The 20091-nt window shown below is 64.0% G+C and carries 19 protein-coding genes; 18 read left to right on the forward strand and 1 reads right to left on the reverse strand.

Annotation, left to right across the window (positions count from 1 at the left end):
* The first annotated feature begins 568 nt into the window (after positions 1-568).
* From ABJ196_RS10550 to ABJ196_RS10635, 18 genes are all read left to right on the forward strand, one after another.
* Positions 569-1639 carry a hypothetical protein gene (locus tag ABJ196_RS10550; protein ID WP_347306916.1) on the forward strand — a complete coding sequence of 357 codons (1071 nt, stop codon included), beginning with the start codon at positions 569-571 and terminating at the stop codon, positions 1637-1639.
* Positions 1639-2622 carry an HAD-IIA family hydrolase gene (locus ABJ196_RS10555; protein WP_347306918.1) on the forward strand — a complete coding sequence of 328 codons (984 nt, stop codon included), beginning with the start codon at positions 1639-1641 and terminating at the stop codon, positions 2620-2622. Before ABJ196_RS10550 ends, ABJ196_RS10555 begins: the two co-directional genes overlap by 1 nt.
* On the forward strand, positions 2622-2822 hold the full coding sequence (locus ABJ196_RS10560; protein ID WP_347306920.1) for a hypothetical protein: 201 nt from the start codon (positions 2622-2624) through the stop codon (positions 2820-2822). Before ABJ196_RS10555 ends, ABJ196_RS10560 begins: the two co-directional genes overlap by 1 nt.
* Positions 2822-3637 (forward strand): TlyA family RNA methyltransferase, encoded by an 816-nt coding sequence (locus tag ABJ196_RS10565; protein WP_347306922.1) that lies wholly within the window; start codon positions 2822-2824, stop codon positions 3635-3637. The genes ABJ196_RS10560 and ABJ196_RS10565 overlap by 1 nt, the downstream gene beginning before the upstream one ends.
* Entirely contained in the window at positions 3637-4578 is a 942-nt protein-coding gene (locus tag ABJ196_RS10570) for an NAD kinase (protein ID WP_347306924.1), read from the forward strand. Before ABJ196_RS10565 ends, ABJ196_RS10570 begins: the two co-directional genes overlap by 1 nt.
* 65 nt (positions 4579-4643) lie before the next feature.
* On the forward strand, positions 4644-6353 hold the full coding sequence (recN, locus tag ABJ196_RS10575; RefSeq protein ID WP_347306926.1) for a DNA repair protein RecN: 1710 nt from the start codon (positions 4644-4646) through the stop codon (positions 6351-6353).
* Between the two features lie 67 nt (positions 6354-6420).
* Positions 6421-7605: a putative cytokinetic ring protein SteA gene (gene steA / locus ABJ196_RS10580; protein ID WP_347306928.1), complete on the forward strand. Its 1185-nt coding sequence runs from the start codon at positions 6421-6423 to the stop codon at positions 7603-7605.
* Positions 7605-8552: a copper transporter gene (locus ABJ196_RS10585; RefSeq protein ID WP_347306930.1), complete on the forward strand. Its 948-nt coding sequence runs from the start codon at positions 7605-7607 to the stop codon at positions 8550-8552. Before steA ends, ABJ196_RS10585 begins: the two co-directional genes overlap by 1 nt.
* 22 nt (positions 8553-8574) lie before the next feature.
* Complete coding sequence (locus ABJ196_RS10590) at positions 8575-9213, forward strand: NUDIX hydrolase (protein ID WP_347306932.1); 639 nt, start codon at positions 8575-8577, stop codon at positions 9211-9213.
* 17 nt (positions 9214-9230) lie between these two features.
* Positions 9231-10175 carry a site-specific tyrosine recombinase XerD gene (gene xerD / locus ABJ196_RS10595; RefSeq protein ID WP_347306984.1) on the forward strand — a complete coding sequence of 315 codons (945 nt, stop codon included), beginning with the start codon at positions 9231-9233 and terminating at the stop codon, positions 10173-10175.
* A gap of 120 nt (positions 10176-10295) precedes the next feature.
* On the forward strand, positions 10296-11459 hold the full coding sequence (locus tag ABJ196_RS10600; protein ID WP_347306934.1) for a hypothetical protein: 1164 nt from the start codon (positions 10296-10298) through the stop codon (positions 11457-11459).
* Between the two features lie 185 nt (positions 11460-11644).
* Positions 11645-12517, forward strand: coding sequence for a ParA family protein (locus ABJ196_RS10605; protein ID WP_066489215.1), 873 nt, complete (start codon positions 11645-11647; stop codon positions 12515-12517).
* Entirely contained in the window at positions 12517-13362 is an 846-nt protein-coding gene (locus ABJ196_RS10610) for a ScpA family protein (protein ID WP_347306936.1), read from the forward strand. Before ABJ196_RS10605 ends, ABJ196_RS10610 begins: the two co-directional genes overlap by 1 nt.
* Before the next feature lie 11 nt (positions 13363-13373).
* Positions 13374-13940 (forward strand): SMC-Scp complex subunit ScpB, encoded by a 567-nt coding sequence (gene scpB, locus ABJ196_RS10615; RefSeq protein ID WP_347306938.1) that lies wholly within the window; start codon positions 13374-13376, stop codon positions 13938-13940.
* A gap of 230 nt (positions 13941-14170) precedes the next feature.
* A complete protein-coding gene (locus tag ABJ196_RS10620; protein ID WP_347306987.1) occupies positions 14171-15031 on the forward strand; it encodes a pseudouridine synthase in 861 nt (286 codons plus the stop codon).
* Complete coding sequence (gene cmk / locus ABJ196_RS10625) at positions 15032-15727, forward strand: (d)CMP kinase (protein ID WP_347306940.1); 696 nt, start codon at positions 15032-15034, stop codon at positions 15725-15727. It begins immediately after the preceding gene.
* 64 nt (positions 15728-15791) lie between these two features.
* Complete coding sequence (der, locus tag ABJ196_RS10630) at positions 15792-17399, forward strand: ribosome biogenesis GTPase Der (RefSeq protein ID WP_347306989.1); 1608 nt, start codon at positions 15792-15794, stop codon at positions 17397-17399.
* A 368-nt stretch (positions 17400-17767) separates the two neighbouring features.
* Positions 17768-19153 (forward strand): anaerobic C4-dicarboxylate transporter, encoded by a 1386-nt coding sequence (locus ABJ196_RS10635; RefSeq protein ID WP_347306942.1) that lies wholly within the window; start codon positions 17768-17770, stop codon positions 19151-19153.
* Between the two features lie 105 nt (positions 19154-19258).
* Here the strand turns inward: ABJ196_RS10635 and ABJ196_RS10640 are convergent, their stop codons facing one another.
* A complete protein-coding gene (locus tag ABJ196_RS10640; protein ID WP_347306944.1) occupies positions 19259-20068 on the reverse strand; it encodes a class I SAM-dependent methyltransferase in 810 nt (269 codons plus the stop codon).
* Positions 20069-20091: the final 23 nt, after the last annotated feature.

Here is a 20091-nt window from a genome sequence, read left to right on the forward strand (position 1 = left end):
GGAGGGTGTGGGAGAGTAAGTTACCGCCGACATAAAACAACAAACAACAACTACATACACACAGACCGCTTGCCGGGAAGAACACGATTCTTCCCCGCAAGCGGTCTTTGCGGCGTCTTGGCTTCAGCTATCCCGGCTGGTGTAAAGGGCAGCTCCATCGCCATGCCGGCTGGTGGCCATCTAACCATGAATGAGGCATCTAATTATTAGAGATGCTGGAACGACTCATACCTAATTCAACCTCGAGCCCGGGAGAGTCGCTTTGGCCGGGTGGTGGAGCGGTGGTCTTCGTTGATGTTTTAACGCTCCATGCTTTAAAGGAGGGGCGTGGCTCGGTTGGTTGTGGTTTCGTACTTGTGACGTAATAGCACTCGAAGTCGCGCTCGCCCTTTTGATCCGGGTGGTGGTTGATGTACTCGAGTTCGGCCAATTCCAGGCGACGGGAACTCAGTGGAATGTTGCCGTTTCTTTAGCTGCTTCCCGCGGTGGCCGCTAGGGTTTTGTTCCCGTAGCGGGTAGTATGACTGGGTATTTGATTGATTCATCGAACTGGAAAGTGCAAGGCGATATGTCTGACTCCAACAGCTACGGGCGTCGCGACGGCGACCGCCGTGGTGGAAAGCCGCAGGGGAAGTTCTCTGGCCGCAACGGCCGTCGCGACGAAGGTCGTGGGCGTTCGTCGTACGGTTCCGGTCGCGATGATGATAACCGTCGCGACCGTCGTGAGGACGTCGAGCGCGGCTACCGTGGCGATCGTAACGAGCGCCGCGATGACCGCCGCGGCGGCCGTAACGATCACCGTGATGACCGACGTGGTGGTCGCAACGACCACCGCGGTAATGGCCGTCGTGATGACCGCCGTGGAGGTGGCCGTCGCGACGACCGTCGTGATAGCCGCCGTGATGGGTTCCGTGACGAGAAGAAGCGGAGCCACTCGCCGCAACGTTCGGGCTTCCGTGAAGAGCGCATCAATCGTCGCCAGAACGACCCGGATATCCCGTCGGACATTGATATGAACGAGCTCGATCCTTCGGTGCTTCAGGACTTGAAGTCGCTGTCGAAGGATAATGCGGAGGCGACCGCTAAGCATATGATTATGGCTGCGATGCTCATGCAGGACGATCCGCAGCTCGCCTTGCGCCATGCACGTGCAGCAAAGGACCGTGCAGGTCGAGTGTCTGTGGCGCGCGAGATCAATGGCGTTGCTGCCTACCACGCAGGTGAGTGGAAAGAGGCGCTGGCCGAGTTGCGCGCTGCACGTCGCATTTCCGGCGGTCCGGGCATGCTGGCCGTCATGGCGGACTGCGAGCGTGGCCTTGGCCGTCCGCAGAAGGCGATCGAGCTTGGTCGCAGTGAGGAAGCAAAGATGCTCGACCGCGATGGCGAGATTGAGCTTGCTATTGTCGTCGCCGGCGCGCGCCTCGATATGGGGCAGGCAGACGCTGCCGTGGTGACTATCCAGCGCGCACGCCCGGATAAGGCGGCGCGCGGCGAGAGCGCTGCTCGTTTGAGCTACGCATACGCCAACGCACTGCTGGAGGCTGGCCGTACAGAAGAAGCCAAGGAATGGTTCAAGCACACCGTCGCTATCGACGAGGACGAAGCGACTGACGCAGTTGATCGCCTCAAGGAGTTCTAATGAGCCTATTGTCCACGCACGATGCGTTGCTGCTCGACCTTGACGGAACCGTGTGGGAAGGCGGCGTGGCCATTCCCGGCGTTGCCGATGTCCTCAACGCGTGTGGCGTCAAGGCTATCTACGTGACGAATAACGCGTCGCGTGCGCCGGAGGAAGTCGCTTCGATGCTGCGTGCGATCGATATCCACGCGGCTCCGGAGCATGTTTTGACCTCGGCGCAGGCAGCAGTCGCGCTGGCTCAGCAGCACATCAAGGCCGGATCCAAGGTCTTGGTCGTGGGGGCTGATTCCTTTAAGAAGCTAGCGCGTGACGCAGGTTTTGAGGTCGTTTCTTCGGCAGACGACAAGCCGGTGGCGGTCCTCGAAGGTATGAGCAAGGACCTTGGGTGGCGCGAGCTGTCTGAGGCGGCTTTCGCTATTCGTGCCGGCGCACAGTTCTTTGCCTCGAACCTGGACACCTCGCTGCCGACGGAGCGCGGTCTTGCGGTGGGCAACGGTGCGCTCGTCGCAGCCATTACGACGTCGACGGGCGTGGAGCCGCTGTCTGCGGGCAAGCCCGGGCCCGAGATGTTTATTCAGGCCGCGAAGATGATGGGTTCCTCGAAGCCCCTGGCAGTCGGGGACCGCTTGGATACGGACATCCTGGGTGGCAATACCGCCGCCATGGATACTTTCCACGTGCTTACCGGCGTCAGCGGCCCGATGGCTCTTATCGAGGCACCGGAGAAGCACCGTCCCGATTACATTGGTGCGACCTTGGCGGATCTCGGACTTAAGCGAGCGGAAGCACGCCCAGGCGCCCAGGGTGGTTTCACGGCCCGCGTCGATGGTTATGATGTCCTGCTCGAGCATGGAGATGAGGGCGCTACGCCGACGCAGGCGCTGCGTACGGTGCTCGAGGTTGTCTGGGCGCTGCCCAAGCCTCCGCGCTACATCCAACCGCGTTCTGAGGCCGCGGAGCGTGCGGTCAAGGCGTGGTGGTGATGTCTGCACCAACTCCAGGGTCCATGCCTAGTCATCGACCCGCCCCGAAGCCGCATGATCCGCACGCGGTGGTGAGTCCTGAGTCCGTTGACACGCGTGTCGGTGAGATCTTGGGCGAACCGGCTGCGAACTTGCGCGAAGAATTTGAACAGCTTGATCGCGCGCACACGGTGCTGCGCGACGTACTTCAGGAGAACTAATGGCCCCCAAACGCCGCCGTCTCGACGCAGAGCTCGTGCGCCGCAAGATTTCGCGTTCACGCGAACAAGCCGTCGACTGGATTAAGGCTGGTCGTGTCTACGTCGGGGGCTTCCAGGCCAAGAAGCCAGCGACCATCGTCGAGCCTGAGGTCTCCATTCGCGTTGAGAAGGCCGACGAAGACGATTGGGCATCGCGCGGCGCACAAAAGCTATTGGGAGCGCTGGAGGCCTTCGATGTCTCGGTCGACGGGCTGCGGGTGCTCGATGCAGGGGCATCGACAGGCGGTTTTACGGACGTGCTCCTGCGCCACGGCGCGCGGGAGGTGCTTGCCGTTGACGTCGGTTATGGACAGCTGCTGTGGCGTTTGCAGAATGACGAGCGCGTCATGGTTCTCGACCGGACGAATATTCGTCACCTCACGCTTGAGTTGACCGAGGGCCCGTGTGATGCCATGGTGGGCGACTTATCGTTTATTTCACTCAAGTTGGTTCTGCCCGCCATCGTGGAGTGCTTGAAGGACGGGGCATTCTTGCTCCCGATGGTCAAGCCGCAGTTCGAGGTGGGCAAGGACCGCTTGGGGCACGGTGGCGTGGTGCGCTCGCCGGAGCTGCGGGCAGAGGTCACGGAAGAAATCGCTGCCTTTGCCCAGACCCTCGGACTAAGCTGCAAGGCAGTGGCTGCGTCACCACTGCCAGGCCCCAGCGGAAACGTGGAGTATTTCCTGTGGCTGGTCAAAGATGGTGGAGCGACGCATCCAGATGCCGAGACTCTGCACGACATGGTTGTGCGGGCCATTGAGGAAGGACCCCAGTAATGACCGCAACGCCGGACCGCACGCAGGACGCGCAGCGGACGATTTTGCTCGTGCCGCACACCGGGCGCGAAGACAATGTCGCCTCCATGCGTCGCGCCGCGGAATTGTTGCGTGACGCGGGGATTACGGTGCGCGTGTGCGCCACGCCGGCACCAGGCGTCGATCTGTCAGGATTGGATCTCGTTCCGCACGAGCCAGCCTCGGCCGAGGGGTGTGAGATGGTGCTCGTCTTGGGCGGCGATGGCACCTTCCTGCGCGCTGCAGACTTGGCGCATGCGGTGGACATCCCGGTTCTGGGTATCAACTTGGGTCACGTGGGCTTCCTCGCCGAGTGGGAGGCGGAGTCCCTGGAGCAGGCTATCGAGCGGGTGATCTCGCGAACCTACCGCGTGGAAGATCGCATGACACTTGATGTCGTTGTCTATGACCGCGCCGGCAAAGAGATCGGGCGCTCGTGGGCGCTGAACGAAGCCAGCGTGGAAAGCCTCGACCACTCGGGCGTGCTGGACGCCGTGCTGGAAATTGACGCCCGCCCGGTGTCGTCTTTTGGGTGCGATGGTGTGCTTATCTCTAGTCCCACGGGGTCGACGGCCTACGCCTTCTCCGCTGGTGGACCAGTGTTGTGGCCGGAGCTCGACGCTATTCTCGTGGTGCCCAACAACGCGCATGCCTTGTTTACCAAGCCTTTGGTGGTCTCGCCGCAGTCGCGAGTTGCCGTGGAATCCGAGTCGTCGACGTCCGAGGCACAGGTGAGCTTGGACGGCTTTCGGCGGTTGGATATGCCTGCCGGCGCGCGCGTGGAGGCCGTGAAGGGTGAACGCCCCGTGCGCTGGGTGCGCTTGGATAACCAGCCTTTTACGGACCGCCTGGTGAGTAAGCTGCGGCTGCCCGTGGCGGGGTGGCGCGGCCCGCAGCGCGGCGGCGACGACTACTCGGTCTAACTCGCTGCCGGACGTGGGCGCGGACGTGTGGACGCTTCGAACACAAATACGATAGACTATGGGGCATGCTAGCAGACATCACGATCGAGAACCTGGGCGTTATCGAACGCGCCAGCGCGGAGTTGTCCTCGGGATTGACCGTGCTTACCGGTGAGACCGGTGCAGGTAAGACGATGGTGGTCACTGGTTTGCGCCTGCTTGCGGGCGGGCGTGCCGATTCCACGCGTGTGCGCCAGGGCTCGAAGAAGGCCTCGGTGGAAGGCACATTTGCCGTGGATACGGCAGCGCCGGATATTGCGCAGGCGGCCGCGGCAGTCGTGGAGGATGCGGGCGGCTCGCCGGATGAGAACGGCGAGTTTATCGTGGCGCGCACGGTCTCGGCTGCGGGGCGTTCGAAGGCGTACCTGGGCGGACGTTCGGTGCCGGCGGCGACGTTGGGGGAATTCTCGTCGCTCGTGCTTACCGTCCATGGGCAAAACGATCAGCTGCGGTTGCTCGCGCCAGACCAGCAGCTCGGAGCCGTGGATCGTTCGGATCCGGCGGTCGCCCCGCTGCGTGAGGCCTACGCAGAGTCATTCCGTACGTGGCGCACGCTGTCCAAGGACTATAAGACGCGCACGGAGTCGCGGCGCGAGCTGGCACAGGAAGTGGACCGGCTTCAATTCGCGGTCGATGAGATTGATGGCATGCACCCGCAGTCGGGTGAGGACGTGGACTTGGTCGAGCGCATTCGCAGGCTCCAGGACGTCGATGGTCTGCGAGAGGCGGCCATGGTGGCGTTGGGGAGCATCGACGGGCAAGAGGGCTACGAGGAAGACGCGGCCTCGTCCTTGTTGGGTCAGGCGCAGGCGCAGCTGTCGGGCGTGGAGGATAAGCAGCTCAAGGCGTTGGGAGAGCAGCTGGCGGAAATCACGTCGCGCTTGGGCGACATCGCCGGTGAGCTTGGCGCGTTCCTGGCAGATTTGCCCGCGGATCCGGAGGAACTGGAGAAGTCGCTCACGCGGCAGCAAGAGCTGAAGACGCTCACCCGGAAGTACGCGCCGGATATCGACGGCGTGCTTGCGTGGCGGGATCACGCGAACGAGCGGTTGGCGTCCATCGACACGTCCACGGAGGCGCTGGAAGAGCTGGCCAAGCAGGTTAAGGCGGCGGAGTCTGAGATGATCGCGCACGCGGCGACACTGACGGCGGCGCGTGAGGACGCGGCGCGGCGCTTGGGGGAAGCCGTGACGGCGGAGCTCAAGGGGCTGGCCATGGCGTCCTCGGAGTTCACGGTCGCGGTGAAGGACGCCCGGTACTCGAAGACGGGCGCGAACGAGGTGGAGCTGCAGCTCAATGGCCGGCCGCTGGCGGCGACGGCATCGGGAGGCGAGCTCTCGCGCGTCATGCTGGCGCTCGAGGTCGTGCTTGCGGCGAATACGGAGGGCACGACCATGGTCTTCGACGAGGTCGACGCTGGCGTGGGCGGCCGTGCGGCGGTAGAGATTGGACGCCGCCTGGCGCGGTTAGCGACGCGCAATCAGGTCATCGTGGTGACGCACCTGCCGCAGGTGGCGGCGTATGCGACTACGCACCTCCACGTGGCGAAGGATAGGTACACCTCGGGCGTGAGCACGCTCAGCGAGAGGGAACGCGTAGAGGAGCTGGCGCGCATGCTCGCGGGACTCGACGGCACGGAGACGGGGCGTGCGCACGCACAGGAGCTCTTTGACCGCGCACAGGCGGAAGTCGCGGAATTCCAGCAGGAGAAACCGCAGGAGAAAGCGAATAAATAGGCCCGAGCCGGGGATGCTGCCGCGCGCCTCCCACGCTGGAAGGCCCAGAAGTGGGACAATCGCGCGCATGAGTTTGTTTTCTCGCACTACCGACGCACCCGGTGTCACTGGAACCCTGCGCGATTGCACGCCCGGCGGCAAAGGGCTGAAGAAGTTCGGCGCGGGGGACTTCGCCGTGGTCGACGCCGCGAATATCTCTCGCCAGGAAGCCCAGCAGCTGGTGGACTTGAAGCCGGCCGTGGTCATCAACACCGCGGAATTTAGCACCGGCAGCATTCCTAATTACGGCCCGCACATGTTGCTCGACGCCGAAGCGCAGCTCGTGGAGGGCGTGGGCCCGCAGTTCCTCGAGGCGATGAAGGACGGGAAGAAGGCGCGTCTTACCGATGACGGCACTGTCTATCTGGGAGACAAGCAGATTGGCTCTGGCACCGTCATCGAGCGCGGCCAGGCGCAGGCGCGCTTTGCCGAGGCCGAGCGCAACCTCATCGACCACATGGAGGCCTTCTTCGGCAACTCCATCCAGTTCATCCACTCGGAAGGCCCGCTACTCATCGACGGCTTGGGTATTCCGGAGTCGGGTGTGGAGATGCGTGGCCGCAAGGTCATGGTCGTCTCGCCCAGTGAGGACCACCGCGCCAAGGTGAAGTTGCTGCGCAACTTCATTCGCGAATACGAGCCCGTTATCGTGGGCGTCGACTCCGCAGCAGACTCGCTCGTGGAGATGGGCTACAGCCCGGATCTCATCGTGGCAAACCCGGAGACGGTCAAGGCGGAGACGCTGCGTTCGGGCGCGCGCGTCATCCTGCCGGCCACGCCGGACGGCACGGCACCGGGCTTGGAAAAGATTCAGGACCTGGGTGTGGGTGCGATGACCTTCCCGTCCGCGACGGATTCCTCGACGGACCTGGCGCTGCTGCTCGCGGACTTCCAGGAAGCGGACATGATCGTGCAGGTGGGCGGCTCTGTTGACCTTGACGATATCTTTGCGGACAAGGCACACGCGACGCCCGCGGCGTTGCTCGCGCGCATGAAGACGGGCACGAAGCTCGTCGACGCGGACTCCGTCATCACCCTGTACACGGCACCCGCAGGCGCAAGCCTGGGCTGGCTGTGGGCGTTGCTCGGTATCCTCGTTGCGCTCGCTGTCATCGTGCTCATCGCGGGCTTGGGTGGCGACGCCTCCTTCGGCGAGAACCTCTCCGCCACGTGGTCCAATCTCACCGAGACGGTCGCAGGATGGTTTAACTAATGCCACAGCGATTCTCTTCTTCTGGCCCGGTCATCGCAGGCATTGGCTTCGGGGTGGCCGTCGGCGTGGCTATCGGCGCATTCGCGCTGGGCCCCACAGTCGCGGGTTCTGCGGGTGGCGATGACGCCGTGCGCGATGAATTCCGCCAGGTCGTCCAGGACAACCAGGTGCTGCAGGCGCAGTCCAAGTCCGGCGACTCGGTCGTCTCTGAGCTGTCGCCCACCATGGTGGATGGCAGCCTCGCTGGGCGCCCGGTGCTCGTCATGACGACGTCGAATGCGCAAAGCAACGAGGTCGACGGCATCAAGGCGCTGCTCGCCTCCGCGGACATCGAGAACGCCGGAACCATCGACTTGGCGGATGCCTTCTTCGATCAGTCGCGTGCGGACGAGCTCCAGTCGCTCATCGCCAACACGCTGCCCGCTGGCGCGCAGCTATCCACCAAGCAGCAGGACATGGGCACCCACGCGGGCGAGTCTCTCGGCGCTGCGCTCTACATGGATCCGGAATCCACGCAACCGCTGGCCTCCGTCGCCGACCGCGCGACGGTGCTTCAAGCGCTGCGCGATGCCGGATTCATCGACTACGAGGATGGGACGATTCTGCCCGCCCAGGCCATCGTCGTCATCGACGGCAAGACGTCGGGGACTGCGGGCGATGCGTTCAAGTCCGATAACCTTTCGGCCATGCTCACGGCCTTGAATAAGACGGGCCGCAACGCCGTGCTCGCCGGAAGGATAGAGTCGACGTCGGATGAAGGGGTCATCGGCAAGCTCCGCTCCGCGAAGGATAACGAGGTCTCTACGGTCGATTCCATCGACCGTTCGTGGGCGCGCATGGCGACGGTGCTCGCGGTGCGCGAGCAGCTCGACGGCGGCCATGGGGCCTATGGTGCGGCCGCGGGTGTCGATGCCGCCGCGCCGCCGCTGCCGAACGCCGCCAGCTAACCTCTGGAAAGGATGACAGGCAATGTCGCATGAATTTAAGACTCTGAGCTCGGAGCTGCTCCTTGACGCACCGATTATCGCGGTGCGCCGCGACGAGGTCGCCATGCCCGATGGCCACGTGGCCAGTCGCGAGGTCGTTGAGCACTTCGGCGCCGTGGCCATCGCCGCGGTGGACGATCAGGGACGTATCGCGATGGTGAACCAGTACCGCCGCTCCGTCGACCGCCACCTGCTCGAGCTGCCCGCAGGATTGCTCGACATCAAGGGCGAAGACGAGCTCACCGGCGCCCAGCGCGAGCTGCAGGAAGAGGCCGGGCTTGCCGCTGAACAGTGGGAGACGCTCGCAGACCTCGTCACCTCGCCGGGCTTTTGCGAGGAGGCCGTGCGCGTCTTTCTCGCGCGCGATCTCCACGAGGTGGAGGCGCTCCACGCCGTGGGCGACGAGGAGGCAGACATGGACTTCCTGTGGCTGCCGCTCGAGGAGGCTGTCGCGAAGATTCTTTCCGGTGAGATCGTCAACTCCATCGCTGTGGGTGGCATTCTCGCCGCGGATCGCGTCATCAACCATGGCGGGGCCACCCGGCCTGCCGATGCCCCCTTTGACCTGCGTCCCCAGTCCCTCGCCGCGCGCCGCCAGGGCCCGGACATGAAGAAGCTGTGAGTTTCTCTCAGCTAGACCTGCCCGCGCATCAGGGGGAACCGTCGACCCCGGCCCAGCGCGTTGCCGCGACGTGGCTTAACCACTTGGCCGTCGAGCGGGGCGTCTCATCCAATACGCTGAGCAACTATCGGCGCGATGTGCGCCGCTATCTCGGCTGGCTCGCCGAATCTGGGATCGAGGATCTCGGCGACGTCACCCGCTCCCATGTCGAGGCCTACCTCGCGTGGCTGCGCTCCACCATGGCGGCATCCTCGGCCAATCGAGCCCTCGTGGTCGCGCGCGGCCTCCACAAATTTGCCGTCGCCGAGGGCGTGCTGGGCCTTGACGTCGCCTCGGAGGTCTCGCCGCCTGCCCCGCCGCAGCATCTGCCGGATACTCTCTCGGTCGACGAGGTCGCACGCCTCATCGAATCCGTCCCGGACGGGGAGGCCGCGAGCCCCATCGACGTGCGCGACCGGGCGCTGCTCGAGCTGCTCTATGGCACCGGCGCCCGCATCTCTGAGGTCGTCGGCCTGGCCGTCGACGACATCCACGACGCACTCGAATCTGAGCCCGGCACGCCCGGCGTCCTGCGGATTACCGGTAAGGGCAACAAGGAACGCCTCGTGCCCGTGGGCTCCAAGGCGCAGGCCGCCGTGCGCGCCTATCTCGTGCGTGCGCGTCCCGTGCTGAGCGGGGGACGTACGCCCGCGCTCTTCCTCAACACCCGGGGCAACCCGCTCACGCGGCAATCCGCCTGGGCCGTGCTGCAGACCGCCACACAGCGCGCCGGACTCGACGCGAAGGTCTCGCCACACACCTTGCGGCACTCCTTTGCTACGCACCTGCTTGAAGGCGGCGCCGACGTGCGTACCGTCCAAGAACTCCTAGGTCATTCCTCGGTGACGACGACGCAGATCTACACGCACGTCACAGCCGATGCGCTCCGTGAGGTCTGGCGCACGGCCCACCCGCGCGCCTAAGCCCGTAGTTTCCGGGCCGTCCACTGTGACGGTTAGACTAGGCCCGTTCAACTTCTGTTCATCGTCCACTCGCGCGGCACAGTGAGTACCGCGTCGACCATAAAGGTTGTGATCCCACCCGTGCCGACGACTTCCCACTCCGTGTTCCTGCCTTCGCGCCGCCATCTGGCTGCCGCGTGCGCCGCCGCGGCGCTGACCGCTCCGGCTCTCGCCGCCCCGGCCATCCTCGCGCCGCTTGGCGAGTTGTCCGTTCCCGCGGCCTCCGCGCAGATTCCGGAGGGCATGACTCCGGAGGCCGTCCAATCGATGCTCGCGACTCCCGTGAGCGTCGCCGCGGGCCAAACGACCACGGTCTCCTTGCCCGTGCCTGTCGAAGCCTCCTATTCCGGAGGCGGCTGGTCCGTCTCGGCATCCGGCGGTTCCGCCACGATTACCGCCCCCGCCGAGGGCGGCCAGGTCTCCATCCCGGTGAGCTACCAAGGCTATTCCGGCACCGTCACGCTCGTCTCGACCGCGCCGGAGAAAGCCGACGTCGGTGGCACCGGTAACGGCGGACACGGCGAGGGCGGCAGCAACGGCGCAGACAACGGTGCTTCTGGCACTGGCTCGGGCGGTGAGGGCACGCAAGGTGACAACGGCGCTGGCGGCTCCGAGGGCGGCAGCGGTTCTGCCGAGGGAACGAACGGCGGCGCCGCGGGGGATGCGACCGGTGGTGAGGCTGACGCGAACCTTCCCGTCGTGCCGGGGGAGAAGCCCACACGGTCGGCGGCGAGCCCCGCTGATGCCTCCGCAGCCGAGCACATCTACCTCGAGTCGACCATCAAGGACAACGTCATTACGGCCCAGATGGGCGTGAGCCAGGCGCTCGATCTCTATAACCGCTTCAAGGACATGGACCGCAACAGCGTGACGCTGCGCTATATCGACGCGGACGGCAACATCATTGAGGGCGTCCAGCGCGATATCAATACCACCGCGCGCACCCTGACGCTGACCTACCCCGAGGGCCAAGCACCGGACAACCCGTTTATCATGCAGCTCATCCGTGAGGATGGCTCCGGCGTGGTCGCGGACGTCACCCTGCGCGACCCGCACTACGCGTCCGCTGACCATGCCACGAGCGAGCAGCTCGAGAAGGAACAGACTGCGCATGATTCGGCGGATTCCTCCAACACCAAGCTCATCGTTGCCGGTGTCGTCATCGTCGTCCTCATTGTGGCGCTCATCGCCGCCCTCGTCGCACTGGCGCGCAAGCGCCGTTCCGCGCGCTCAACGACTCTATAGTCTAGCCTTTACCCTTTACTTTCCGGAGGCTTTGAGGGTTATGCGTCGTGGTTGCGCGGCGGCGGGTACGCTGTAAGATACGTCAAAGGGAAATGACACGGCTGTAAGACGGCGCGCCGACGGGCATGCTGGCAGCCCCGCCGGTGGGCGATGCATCGGTAGAAGTCAAGGAAGTAGGTGTGACTATGAGTGAGGACGGCCTCTTCGACGCCTCCGAAGTAGAGGTGGGCCTAACTGGTCGCCCGGTGCGTGAGCTCCCGGAGCCTGCCCCGCTGGAGTCCCACGGTCCCGCAACCATCTTGTCCATGTGTAATCAAAAGGGCGGCGTGGGTAAAACCACCTCGACCATTAACCTGGGCGCGTGCCTCGCGGAAGCTGGACGTAAAGTCCTCCTCGTTGACTTGGACCCGCAGGGCGCATTGAGCGCCGGCCTCGGCCTTACGCATGACGAGATTGAAGACACCATCTACGACGTCATGCTCGACAATCAGGTGTCCATTCACTCCGCCATTAAGCGCACGCCCATCGCAGGCCTTGACCTTGTTCCCGCGAACATCGACTTGTCCGCGGCGGAGATTCAGCTCGTCAACGAGGTCGGCCGCGAGCACACGCTCGCCCGTGCGCTGCGCCCCGTGCGCCGCGATTACGACTTCATCATCATTGACTGCCAGCCGTCCCTCGGCCTGCTCACCGTCAATGCCTTGGCGTGCTCGGCGGGCGTCATCATCCCGATGGAGTGCGAGTTCTTCTCCCTGCGCGGCTTGGCACTGCTCACGGACACGGTGGAAAAGGTTGCCGAGCGCATCAACTTCGATCTGGAGATCCTCGGCATCCTGGTCACCATGTATGACCGTCGCACCAAGCATGCCCGCGAGGTCATGTCGAGCGTCGTTGACTACTTCGGAGACAAGGTCTTTGACACCGTCATCACGCGCACCGTCCGTTTCCCTGAGACGTCTGTCGCTGGCGAGGCGATCACCACGTGGGCGCCGAATTCGCAGGCGGCGAAGCAATACCGCGACCTCGCCCGCGAGGTCATCGAGCGCACTTCGAAGTAGTGAACGCTACTCATCCCACCGCGCCTTCTCACGCACCCAACCAGGAGGCCGTCCAGCCGGAGATCACCGGCTTCCGCATCGCCCTGAAGAACTTCGAGGGGCCCTTCGACCTGCTTCTGCAGCTCATTTCGTCGAAGAAAATGGACGTCACGGACGTCGCGCTCTCCGAGGTCACTGACGAATTTGTCGCCTACACCCGGGCGCTCGGCGCCACGGCGGACCTCGACGAGACTACGGAGTTTCTCCTCGTCGCCGCGACCCTTCTCGATCTCAAGGCCGCGCGCCTCTTGCCCCGCGGCGAGGTCTCTGACTTGGAAGACTTGGAACTCCTCGAGACCCGCGACCTGCTGTTCGCGCGCCTGCTTCAGTACAAGGCCTACAAACAGGTCGCAGACCTCATGGCGCGCTGGCAGCGCGAAGCGCGCCGCAGCTATCCCCGCGCGGTAGGCATGGAGGAACAGTTCGCGCAGCTGCTCCCGCCGGTCACCCTGGGTCACACGCCCGCGAGTTTCGCTGAGCTTGCCGCCAGCGTATTCCGTCCCAAGCCGCCCGAGGGCGTGGCGACGGGCCACATTCACCACGTGGCCGTCTCCGTGCCTGAGCAAGCAGGAAAGATTCTCACAACGCTTAAGCTGCTGGGGCAAGACAATTGGATGTCGTTTACTGCGCTCACCCGTGACTGCACCGTGTCCATGGAGGTCGTCGGCCGCTTCCTCGCACTGTTGGAGCTCTACAAAGCGAAGGCTGTCGACGCGCAGCAGGAGGAGTCGCTCGGACCCCTCGATGTTGCATGGACCGGCCTCGACGTCGACCCGGCCGTCGTCGCGGCGGCTAACTGGGATTAGACTGCGAAGCCATGGATAATTCCCAGCCGCGTCCCGCCTTGCCGCTCATCTCGCAGCAGCGCTCGCGCCTCGAGTCGATTCTGCTCGTCCTCGACGCCCCCGCGTCCGTCGAGGCTTTGGCGCGCGCCCTCGAGCTCGAGCCCACCGTGGTCAGTGACCACCTGCGCGCCATTGCGAGGGAATTCGACGAGCGTGGCTCAGGGTTCGACCTCCGTGAAACAGGGGAGGGCTGGCGCCTCTACACGCGCAAAGACAACGCAGAGGCCGTCGAAGGATTCCTTCTCGACGGCAGCCAGACCAAGCTTTCTCGTGCCGCGATGGAAACCCTCGCGGTCGTCGCCTACCGTCAGCCCGTCACGCGCGCACAGGTCGCCGCCGTGCGTGGCGTTAACGTGGATGGCGTCATGCGCACACTCACCCTGCGCGGACTCATCCGCGAGGTTGAGCACGAGGGCCTGGCTCATCAATACGAGACCACGGAGCTCTTCCTTGAGCTGCTCGGCATCGATTCGCTGCAGCGCCTGCCAGACCTGGCGCCGCTGTTGCCGGACGTGGACTCGATCCTCGAGGAGTACTAACGCCCGAAAATCCGCGAATACCACGGCCAGACCATTCGGGGGTAGGATGGCCTCCGGTAAACAAAGCGTTTCCACGTCCAGCGCCTCGCGAGCAGGAGCTCGCGAGATTTCAACCGGAATGAACAAGGCGCCAGGCGGCAACTGCATACACAAGAAAAGGACACGTGATTATCGTGACCCCACCCGCTCGCCGCGACGGCACACCGGACAAGAAGCAGCGAGCCAGCGACATGCTGGTCTCGAATGCCAAGCCGGCCCGCCGCCAGCACGTGAAGAAAACTGACCGTTCCAAGAACGCCACCGCCGACTCTGTCGCGCGGGAACTCGGCGCCGACTGGCTGGTCAGCGGAAACAATGGAAAGGGGGAGCGCCTCCAGAAGGTGCTCGCCAAGGCTGGCGTCGCTTCGCGCCGCCACGCCGAGATCCTCATCGACGCCGGTCGCGTCGAGGTCAACGGAAAAATCGTCATGCAGCAGGGCGTGCGCGTCAACCCGAATGTTGACGTTATCCGTGTCGACGGCGTGCGCATCAACGTCAATGAGAACATGCAATACTTCATTCTCAACAAGCCGCGCGGGATGCAGTCGACCATGCATGACGACATGGGCCGCCCGTGCGTGGGCGACTTGGTCTCCGACCGCGTGGCGGCGGGCCAGCGTTTGTTCCACGTGGGCCGCCTTGACGCGGACACCGAGGGCTTGCTTCTGCTCACCAACGACGGCGAGCTTGCCAACCGCCTCATGCACCCGAAGTACGGCATTAAGAAGACCTACCTTGCCACGGTGCTCGGTGAGGGAGGCAACAAGTTAGTCAAGCAGCTCAAGAACGGCATCGAGCTCGATGACGGCCTGGCCAAGGCCGACTTCGCGCAGATTGTGGATAAGAACGGCGGCTACTCCCTCGTGCGCGTCGAGCTGCACGAAGGCCGCAAGCACATTGTGCGTCGCATGCTCAAGGAGGCCGGCTACCCGGTCCAGCGCCTCGTGCGCACCAAGCTGCACACGGTACAGCTGGGCGAGCTCACCCCGGGCGCGTTCCGCGCGCTCAACTCGAACGAACTGACCAGCCTGTACAACGCGGTGGAGATGTAAATGCTGAACAATATGCCTAACAATGGACTCATCGTGGCCGTCGACGGCCCGTCCGGCACCGGCAAATCCTCCACGTGCCGCCAGCTCGCCAAGGATCTGGGCGCCAAGTACGTCGACACCGGCGCCATGTACCGCGTCGCGACGCTTGCCGTCCTGCGCGCTGGCGTGGACCCCGCCGATACGCAGGCCGTTATTGCCGCGACCGCAGACCTGCCGCTCGAGGTTTCCGATGATCCGGATTCCAAGCAGGTGCTGCTCGCCGGTGAGGACGTCTCCCAGGTCATCCGCGAAGACGAGGTGACCCGCAACGTCTCGGCCGTCTCCGCCATCCCGGAGGTCCGCCAGAACCTGGTCGACCTGCAGCGCAAGCTGGCAGCCCAGGCGCATCGCGCCATCGTCGAGGGCCGCGACATTGGCACCGTGGTGCTTGCCGATGCCCCCGTGAAGATCTTCATGACCGCCTCGGCGCAGGTCCGTGCGCAGCGTCGCTATGACCAAAACGTCGCCGCAGGCATTCCCTCTGACTTCGACACGGTGCTCGCCGACGTCGAGCGCCGTGACGCCGCGGATTCTTCTCGCGCCACGTCGCCGCTGCGACCGGCCGAGGACGCCGTCGTGGTCGACACGTCTGAGCTCACGCTGCAGGAGGTTCTGCAGCGTCTCACTGCCATCATTAAGGAGTCCGCGCGTGGCTAAGAACACCAACACCGGCGGCCAGCCGGAGGAATTCGAGACCGAGTTCCACTACCCACAGGGCAAGATGGAAGAAGAAACCGTCTCCTCGAGCCAGAAGTGGGCGTCGTCCGACTTCGATGTCTCGGAGTTCGACTTCGACCTCGACGAGGACTCGAAGGAAATCGCTGTCGTCGACGGCTACGAGGGGGTCGACGATGATGACTTCGATGAAGACTTCGACGCCGAGGACTTTGACGAGTCCGAATTCGGCGAGGCCGACTATGGCGAAGATTACGAGGACGACCTCACGGATGAGGAATGGGCCGAGATCGAGGCCTCGTTTGGCGTCAATGCTGACGGTCACGTCGAAGAGAACCTCTGCACCGTGGCCGTCGTAGGTCGCCCGAACGTGGGCAAGTCCTCGCTTGTCAACCGTTTCCTCGGCCGCCGCGAGGCCGTCGTCGAGGATCATCCGGGTGTTACCCGCGACCGTATTTCTTACGTCGCCGAGTGGAACGGCCGCCGTTTCCTTGTCCAGGACACCGGCGGATGGGACCCCAACGTCAAGGGTATCCATGCTGCCATCGCGCGCCAGGCTGAGGCCGCCATGGAGACCGCTGACGTCATCGTCTTCGTCGTCGATACGCGGGTGGGCATCACGGAGACTGACTCCGTCATGGCGAAGAAGCTTCAGAAGTCCCAGGTCCCCGTCATCCTCGTGTCCAATAAGTTCGACTCGGACAACATGTATGCGGACATGGCGGAGTTCTACGCGCTGGGGCTTGGCGATCCGTGGCCGGTCTCCGCACAGCACGGCCGCGGCGGCGCTGACGTCCTCGACGAGATTCTGCGTCTCTTCCCGGACCAGCCGCGCCACCCGTCCATCACCTCGGGTCCGCGTCGCGTAGCGCTCGTGGGCAAGCCGAACGTGGGCAAGTCCTCACTGCTCAACAAGTTCACCGGCGAGGAGCGTTCCGTCGTCGATAACGCGGCGGGTACCACCGTCGACCCTGTTGACTCGCTCGTTCAGCTCGACCAGAAGCTGTGGAAGTTCATTGACACGGCGGGCCTGCGCAAGAAAGTCAAGAACGCTCAGGGCCACGAGTACTACGCGTCCCTGCGTACCCGCGGCGTCATCGACGCCGCCGAGGTCTGCGTCATGCTCATCGACGCCTCGCAGGAAATCTCGGAGCAGGACCAGCGCGTCCTCAACATGGTGCTCGAGGCGGGCAAGGCGCTCGTCATCGCGTTTAACAAGTGGGACCTCGTTGACGAGGACCGCCGCTACTACCTGGACCGTGAAATCGATGAGCAGCTCAGCCACCTGACGTGGGTCACCCGCGTGAATATCTCTGCGGAGACCGGCCGCGCCCTCCAGAAACTGGAGCCGGCCATGCTCGCGGCCCTCGAGTCCTGGGACCAGCGCGTGTCCACCGGCCAGCTCAACACCTGGCTGCGCGAGGCCATCGCCGCGAATCCGCCGCCGATGAAGAACAACCGTCTGCCGCGCGTGCTCTTTGCTACGCAGGCGGGCACGCAGCCGCCGACCATTGTGCTGTTTACCACGGGCTTCCTCGACGCCGGCTACCGCCGCTACCTAGAGCGCAAGTTCCGTGAGCGCTTCGGCTTCCACGGCTCGCCTGTGCGCATCGCCGTCCGCGTGCGCGAGCGTCGCGATAAGCGCAAGCGCTAGACGCAAGCGCTAGACTTCGGGGCCTAGACAAGGAATCCCCCTCGCCGTGCCGCCCTTTTAACTTGGGCGGTAGAGCGAGGGGGATTTTCGTCTTTGGTGCGGCGCATACTGGATATAACAACCGGCGTGCGATGGTAGGGGATGCCAGCGAAACGTCCGACGTTCGGCGTGGGCGCACGCGTCGCCCGCGGATAACAGTACGTGCGTTATGCAGCCATTATAGATCATAAGGTGCCGAAAACCGGCATTCCTCGCATGTGACTTTTCCCGCCTATGTTGCTTTATGTCTGGTTATGTCCGGTCGCATAAGATGGAGCACGTACACAGTTTCATTCTCAGAACCTTCAATGAGTTCGGAAGGGCGCGTAATGCTTGCCTCCATCCTTGACCCGACCTCGGGTCTCGCGATCGTTCTCCAAATCATTGTCATCCTCTCCGCGCTGCTACTTGGCACGCGCTACGGTGGCCTGGGGCTCGGTCTCATTTCCGGTATTGGCCTCGTCATCATGGTCTTCGTCTTTGGCCTCAAGCCAGGCGAGCCCCCGGTATCGGTCATGCTCACCATCATCGCGGTTATCGGTTGCGCGGCCACGCTGCAACAGGCCAGAGGTCTAGAGGTGATGATGCAATTCGCCGAGAAAATCTTGCGCGCTCACCCCGAGCGCATCACCATTCTCGCCCCGATCACCACGTGGTTCCTCACCGTGCTCTGCGGTACCGGCCACGTTGTCTACACCATGTTCCCGATCATCGAGGACATCGCGCTGAAGAAGGGCATTCGTCCGGAGCGTCCGATGGCCGTGTCCTCGACCTCGGCCCAAATGGGTATCACCGCGTCTCCGGTGTCCGTCGCTACGGTGTCACTCGCGTCCATCATTGCGGAGAATGCGGGCGTCACCGGCGTCTCATATTCCATTCCGCAAATCCTTATGGTCGCCATCCCCGCCTCGCTCAGCGGCGTTATCCTTGCCGCGCTGTGGTCGCTGCGTCGTGGCAAGGACCTCGACAAGGACGAGGCTTTCCAAGAGAAGATGAAGGATCCGGAGTTCGCACAGTCCGTCCAGTCGGCTGGCCACTCGTTGCTCGGTGAGGTCTTCCCGGCTTCCGCCAAGCACTCCGTTATCGTCTTCCTCACCGCTATCGCCATTGTCGTCATCCTCGGCGCCTTCGACGTTCTGCGCCCATCCTTCGCGGGCGAGGACGGCGAGCTGGAGAAGCTGTCCATGAACCTGGTCATCCAAATGGTTATGCTTGTCGCCGGCGCCGTCATCCTCATCTTCTGCAAGGTCGACAACAAGAAGATCGCCACGACCCCGGTCTTCAAAGCCGGTATGACCGCCGTGTTCTCCGTCTTCGGTGTCGCGTGGATGGCGGATACCTTCTTCGAGACGCACATCGATGCACTGGAAAGCACCCTGGGCGGCATCGTCCAGTCCGCTCCGTGGGCTTACGCTATCGCCCTGCTCATTGTTTCGAAGCTGGTCAACTCCCAGGCCGCGGCCCTTGTTGCCCTCGCGCCTATCGGTCTGTCGTTGGGCATCGACCCCGCCATCATCGTCGGTTTCTACGGTGCTGCGTACGGTTACTTCATCCTGCCGACCTACCCGTCTGACCTCGCCTGCATCGGCTTCGACCGCACGGGCACGACGCACATCGGCAAGTTCGTTATCAACCACTCGTTCATCATTCCGGGCTTCATCTCGGTGCTCACGTCCTGCGTGGTCGGTTCTCTGCTCGCTACCGTCATCCTCTAAGCCGGCTGGTATTTATACGCCGCGCGCACTTCGGTGCTGCGCGGCGTTCGCTATCCCACGGGCCCGGGGCGAAGCGCGAGGCGATTGAGGCATGGTGTGCGCTGCCTAGGACGCCCGCGTATAGGCGAAAGCGTCCGTGCGATAGGGAATCTCGAGCTGCTGCCCGGGTTTAAAGCCCATGTGCTCGAAGAGATACCAATTGAGGTTGTGCGTCATGCGCTCGTGAACCTCCTCGCCGTTGCGCAGCCAGTAGGAGCGCGTGTGCATGAGGCGGTGCAGCTGCTCCGGGGTAAGCGGCGTGGACCAACGCAGGCGGCGTTCCTCCGCGAGCTCCCACGGGTCGTCGATGGCGGGGTAGAAGCCTTCTTTCTGAATATCGCCGGAGTGCATGATGCGGGCCAGACGCAGGACCCACGGGTCGGAGTGCACGTCGAGGGTGTTCCATGCAAGCACTACGCGCCCGCCTGGACGCAGGATGCGGTCGAACTCGGCGCTGGCGCGGGCAACATCGACCCAATGCCACGTCTGGGCACACGCGACGGCGTCGAGGGCGGCATCGGGAAGCGCGGTGGCTTCAGCAGTGGCCCGCCAGACGGGAAGCCCCAGCCCGGCGCGCAGGACCCTGCACATATCGGGCGAGGGATCGCAGGCGAGCACCTCGGGATTGGTAAGTGTCGCCGTGAGCTTTCCCGTGCCGGCGCCGACGTCGAGGACGCGACCAGCTTGAGCGATAAGTGCGGCGACCTCGGCGGGGTAGCCGGGACGCACGTCGGCATACTCATCCGCGCCGCTGGCGAAGGCACGAGCGGAGGCCTGACGGTGCGCGGTAGTGCGGAACTCCGGCGCGGACTTCTCCGAGGGCTTGCGGTAGCTGGGGAAGTTCTCCGGGGCGGGGTGGAGTGAATCAAAAGACATCGTGTACACAATGTAGTCGGGCG

The organism is Corynebacterium sp. SA-MJD20WY100 (assembly GCF_039822565.1).
GTDB lineage: Bacteria > Actinomycetota > Actinomycetes > Mycobacteriales > Mycobacteriaceae > Corynebacterium > Corynebacterium phoceense_A.

Bases quoted from the DNA above. Each gene is read 5' to 3' on its own strand.
- ABJ196_RS10565 (WP_347306922.1), top strand. From the start codon at position 2,822: ATGGCCCCCAAACGCCGCCGTCTCGACGCAGAGCTCGTGCGCCGCAAG.
- ABJ196_RS10590 (WP_347306932.1), top strand. From the start codon at position 8,575: ATGTCGCATGAATTTAAGACTCTGAGCTCGGAGCTGCTCCTTGACGCA.
- ABJ196_RS10585 (WP_347306930.1), top strand. From the start codon at position 7,605: ATGCCACAGCGATTCTCTTCTTCTGGCCCGGTCATCGCAGGCATTGGC.
- recN (WP_347306926.1), top strand. From the start codon at position 4,644: ATGCTAGCAGACATCACGATCGAGAACCTGGGCGTTATCGAACGCGCC.
- ABJ196_RS10605 (WP_066489215.1), top strand. From the start codon at position 11,645: ATGAGTGAGGACGGCCTCTTCGACGCCTCCGAAGTAGAGGTGGGCCTA.
- der (WP_347306989.1), top strand. From the start codon at position 15,792: ATGGAAGAAGAAACCGTCTCCTCGAGCCAGAAGTGGGCGTCGTCCGAC.
- steA (WP_347306928.1), top strand. From the start codon at position 6,421: ATGAGTTTGTTTTCTCGCACTACCGACGCACCCGGTGTCACTGGAACC.
- scpB (WP_347306938.1), top strand. From the start codon at position 13,374: ATGGATAATTCCCAGCCGCGTCCCGCCTTGCCGCTCATCTCGCAGCAG.
- ABJ196_RS10640 (WP_347306944.1), bottom strand. From the start codon at position 20,068: ATGTCTTTTGATTCACTCCACCCCGCCCCGGAGAACTTCCCCAGCTAC.
- ABJ196_RS10570 (WP_347306924.1), top strand. From the start codon at position 3,637: ATGACCGCAACGCCGGACCGCACGCAGGACGCGCAGCGGACGATTTTG.
- ABJ196_RS10550 (WP_347306916.1), top strand. From the start codon at position 569: ATGTCTGACTCCAACAGCTACGGGCGTCGCGACGGCGACCGCCGTGGT.
- ABJ196_RS10620 (WP_347306987.1), top strand. From the start codon at position 14,171: ATGCTGGTCTCGAATGCCAAGCCGGCCCGCCGCCAGCACGTGAAGAAA.
- cmk (WP_347306940.1), top strand. From the start codon at position 15,032: ATGCTGAACAATATGCCTAACAATGGACTCATCGTGGCCGTCGACGGC.
- ABJ196_RS10560 (WP_347306920.1), top strand. From the start codon at position 2,622: ATGTCTGCACCAACTCCAGGGTCCATGCCTAGTCATCGACCCGCCCCG.
- ABJ196_RS10635 (WP_347306942.1), top strand. From the start codon at position 17,768: ATGCTTGCCTCCATCCTTGACCCGACCTCGGGTCTCGCGATCGTTCTC.
- ABJ196_RS10555 (WP_347306918.1), top strand. From the start codon at position 1,639: ATGAGCCTATTGTCCACGCACGATGCGTTGCTGCTCGACCTTGACGGA.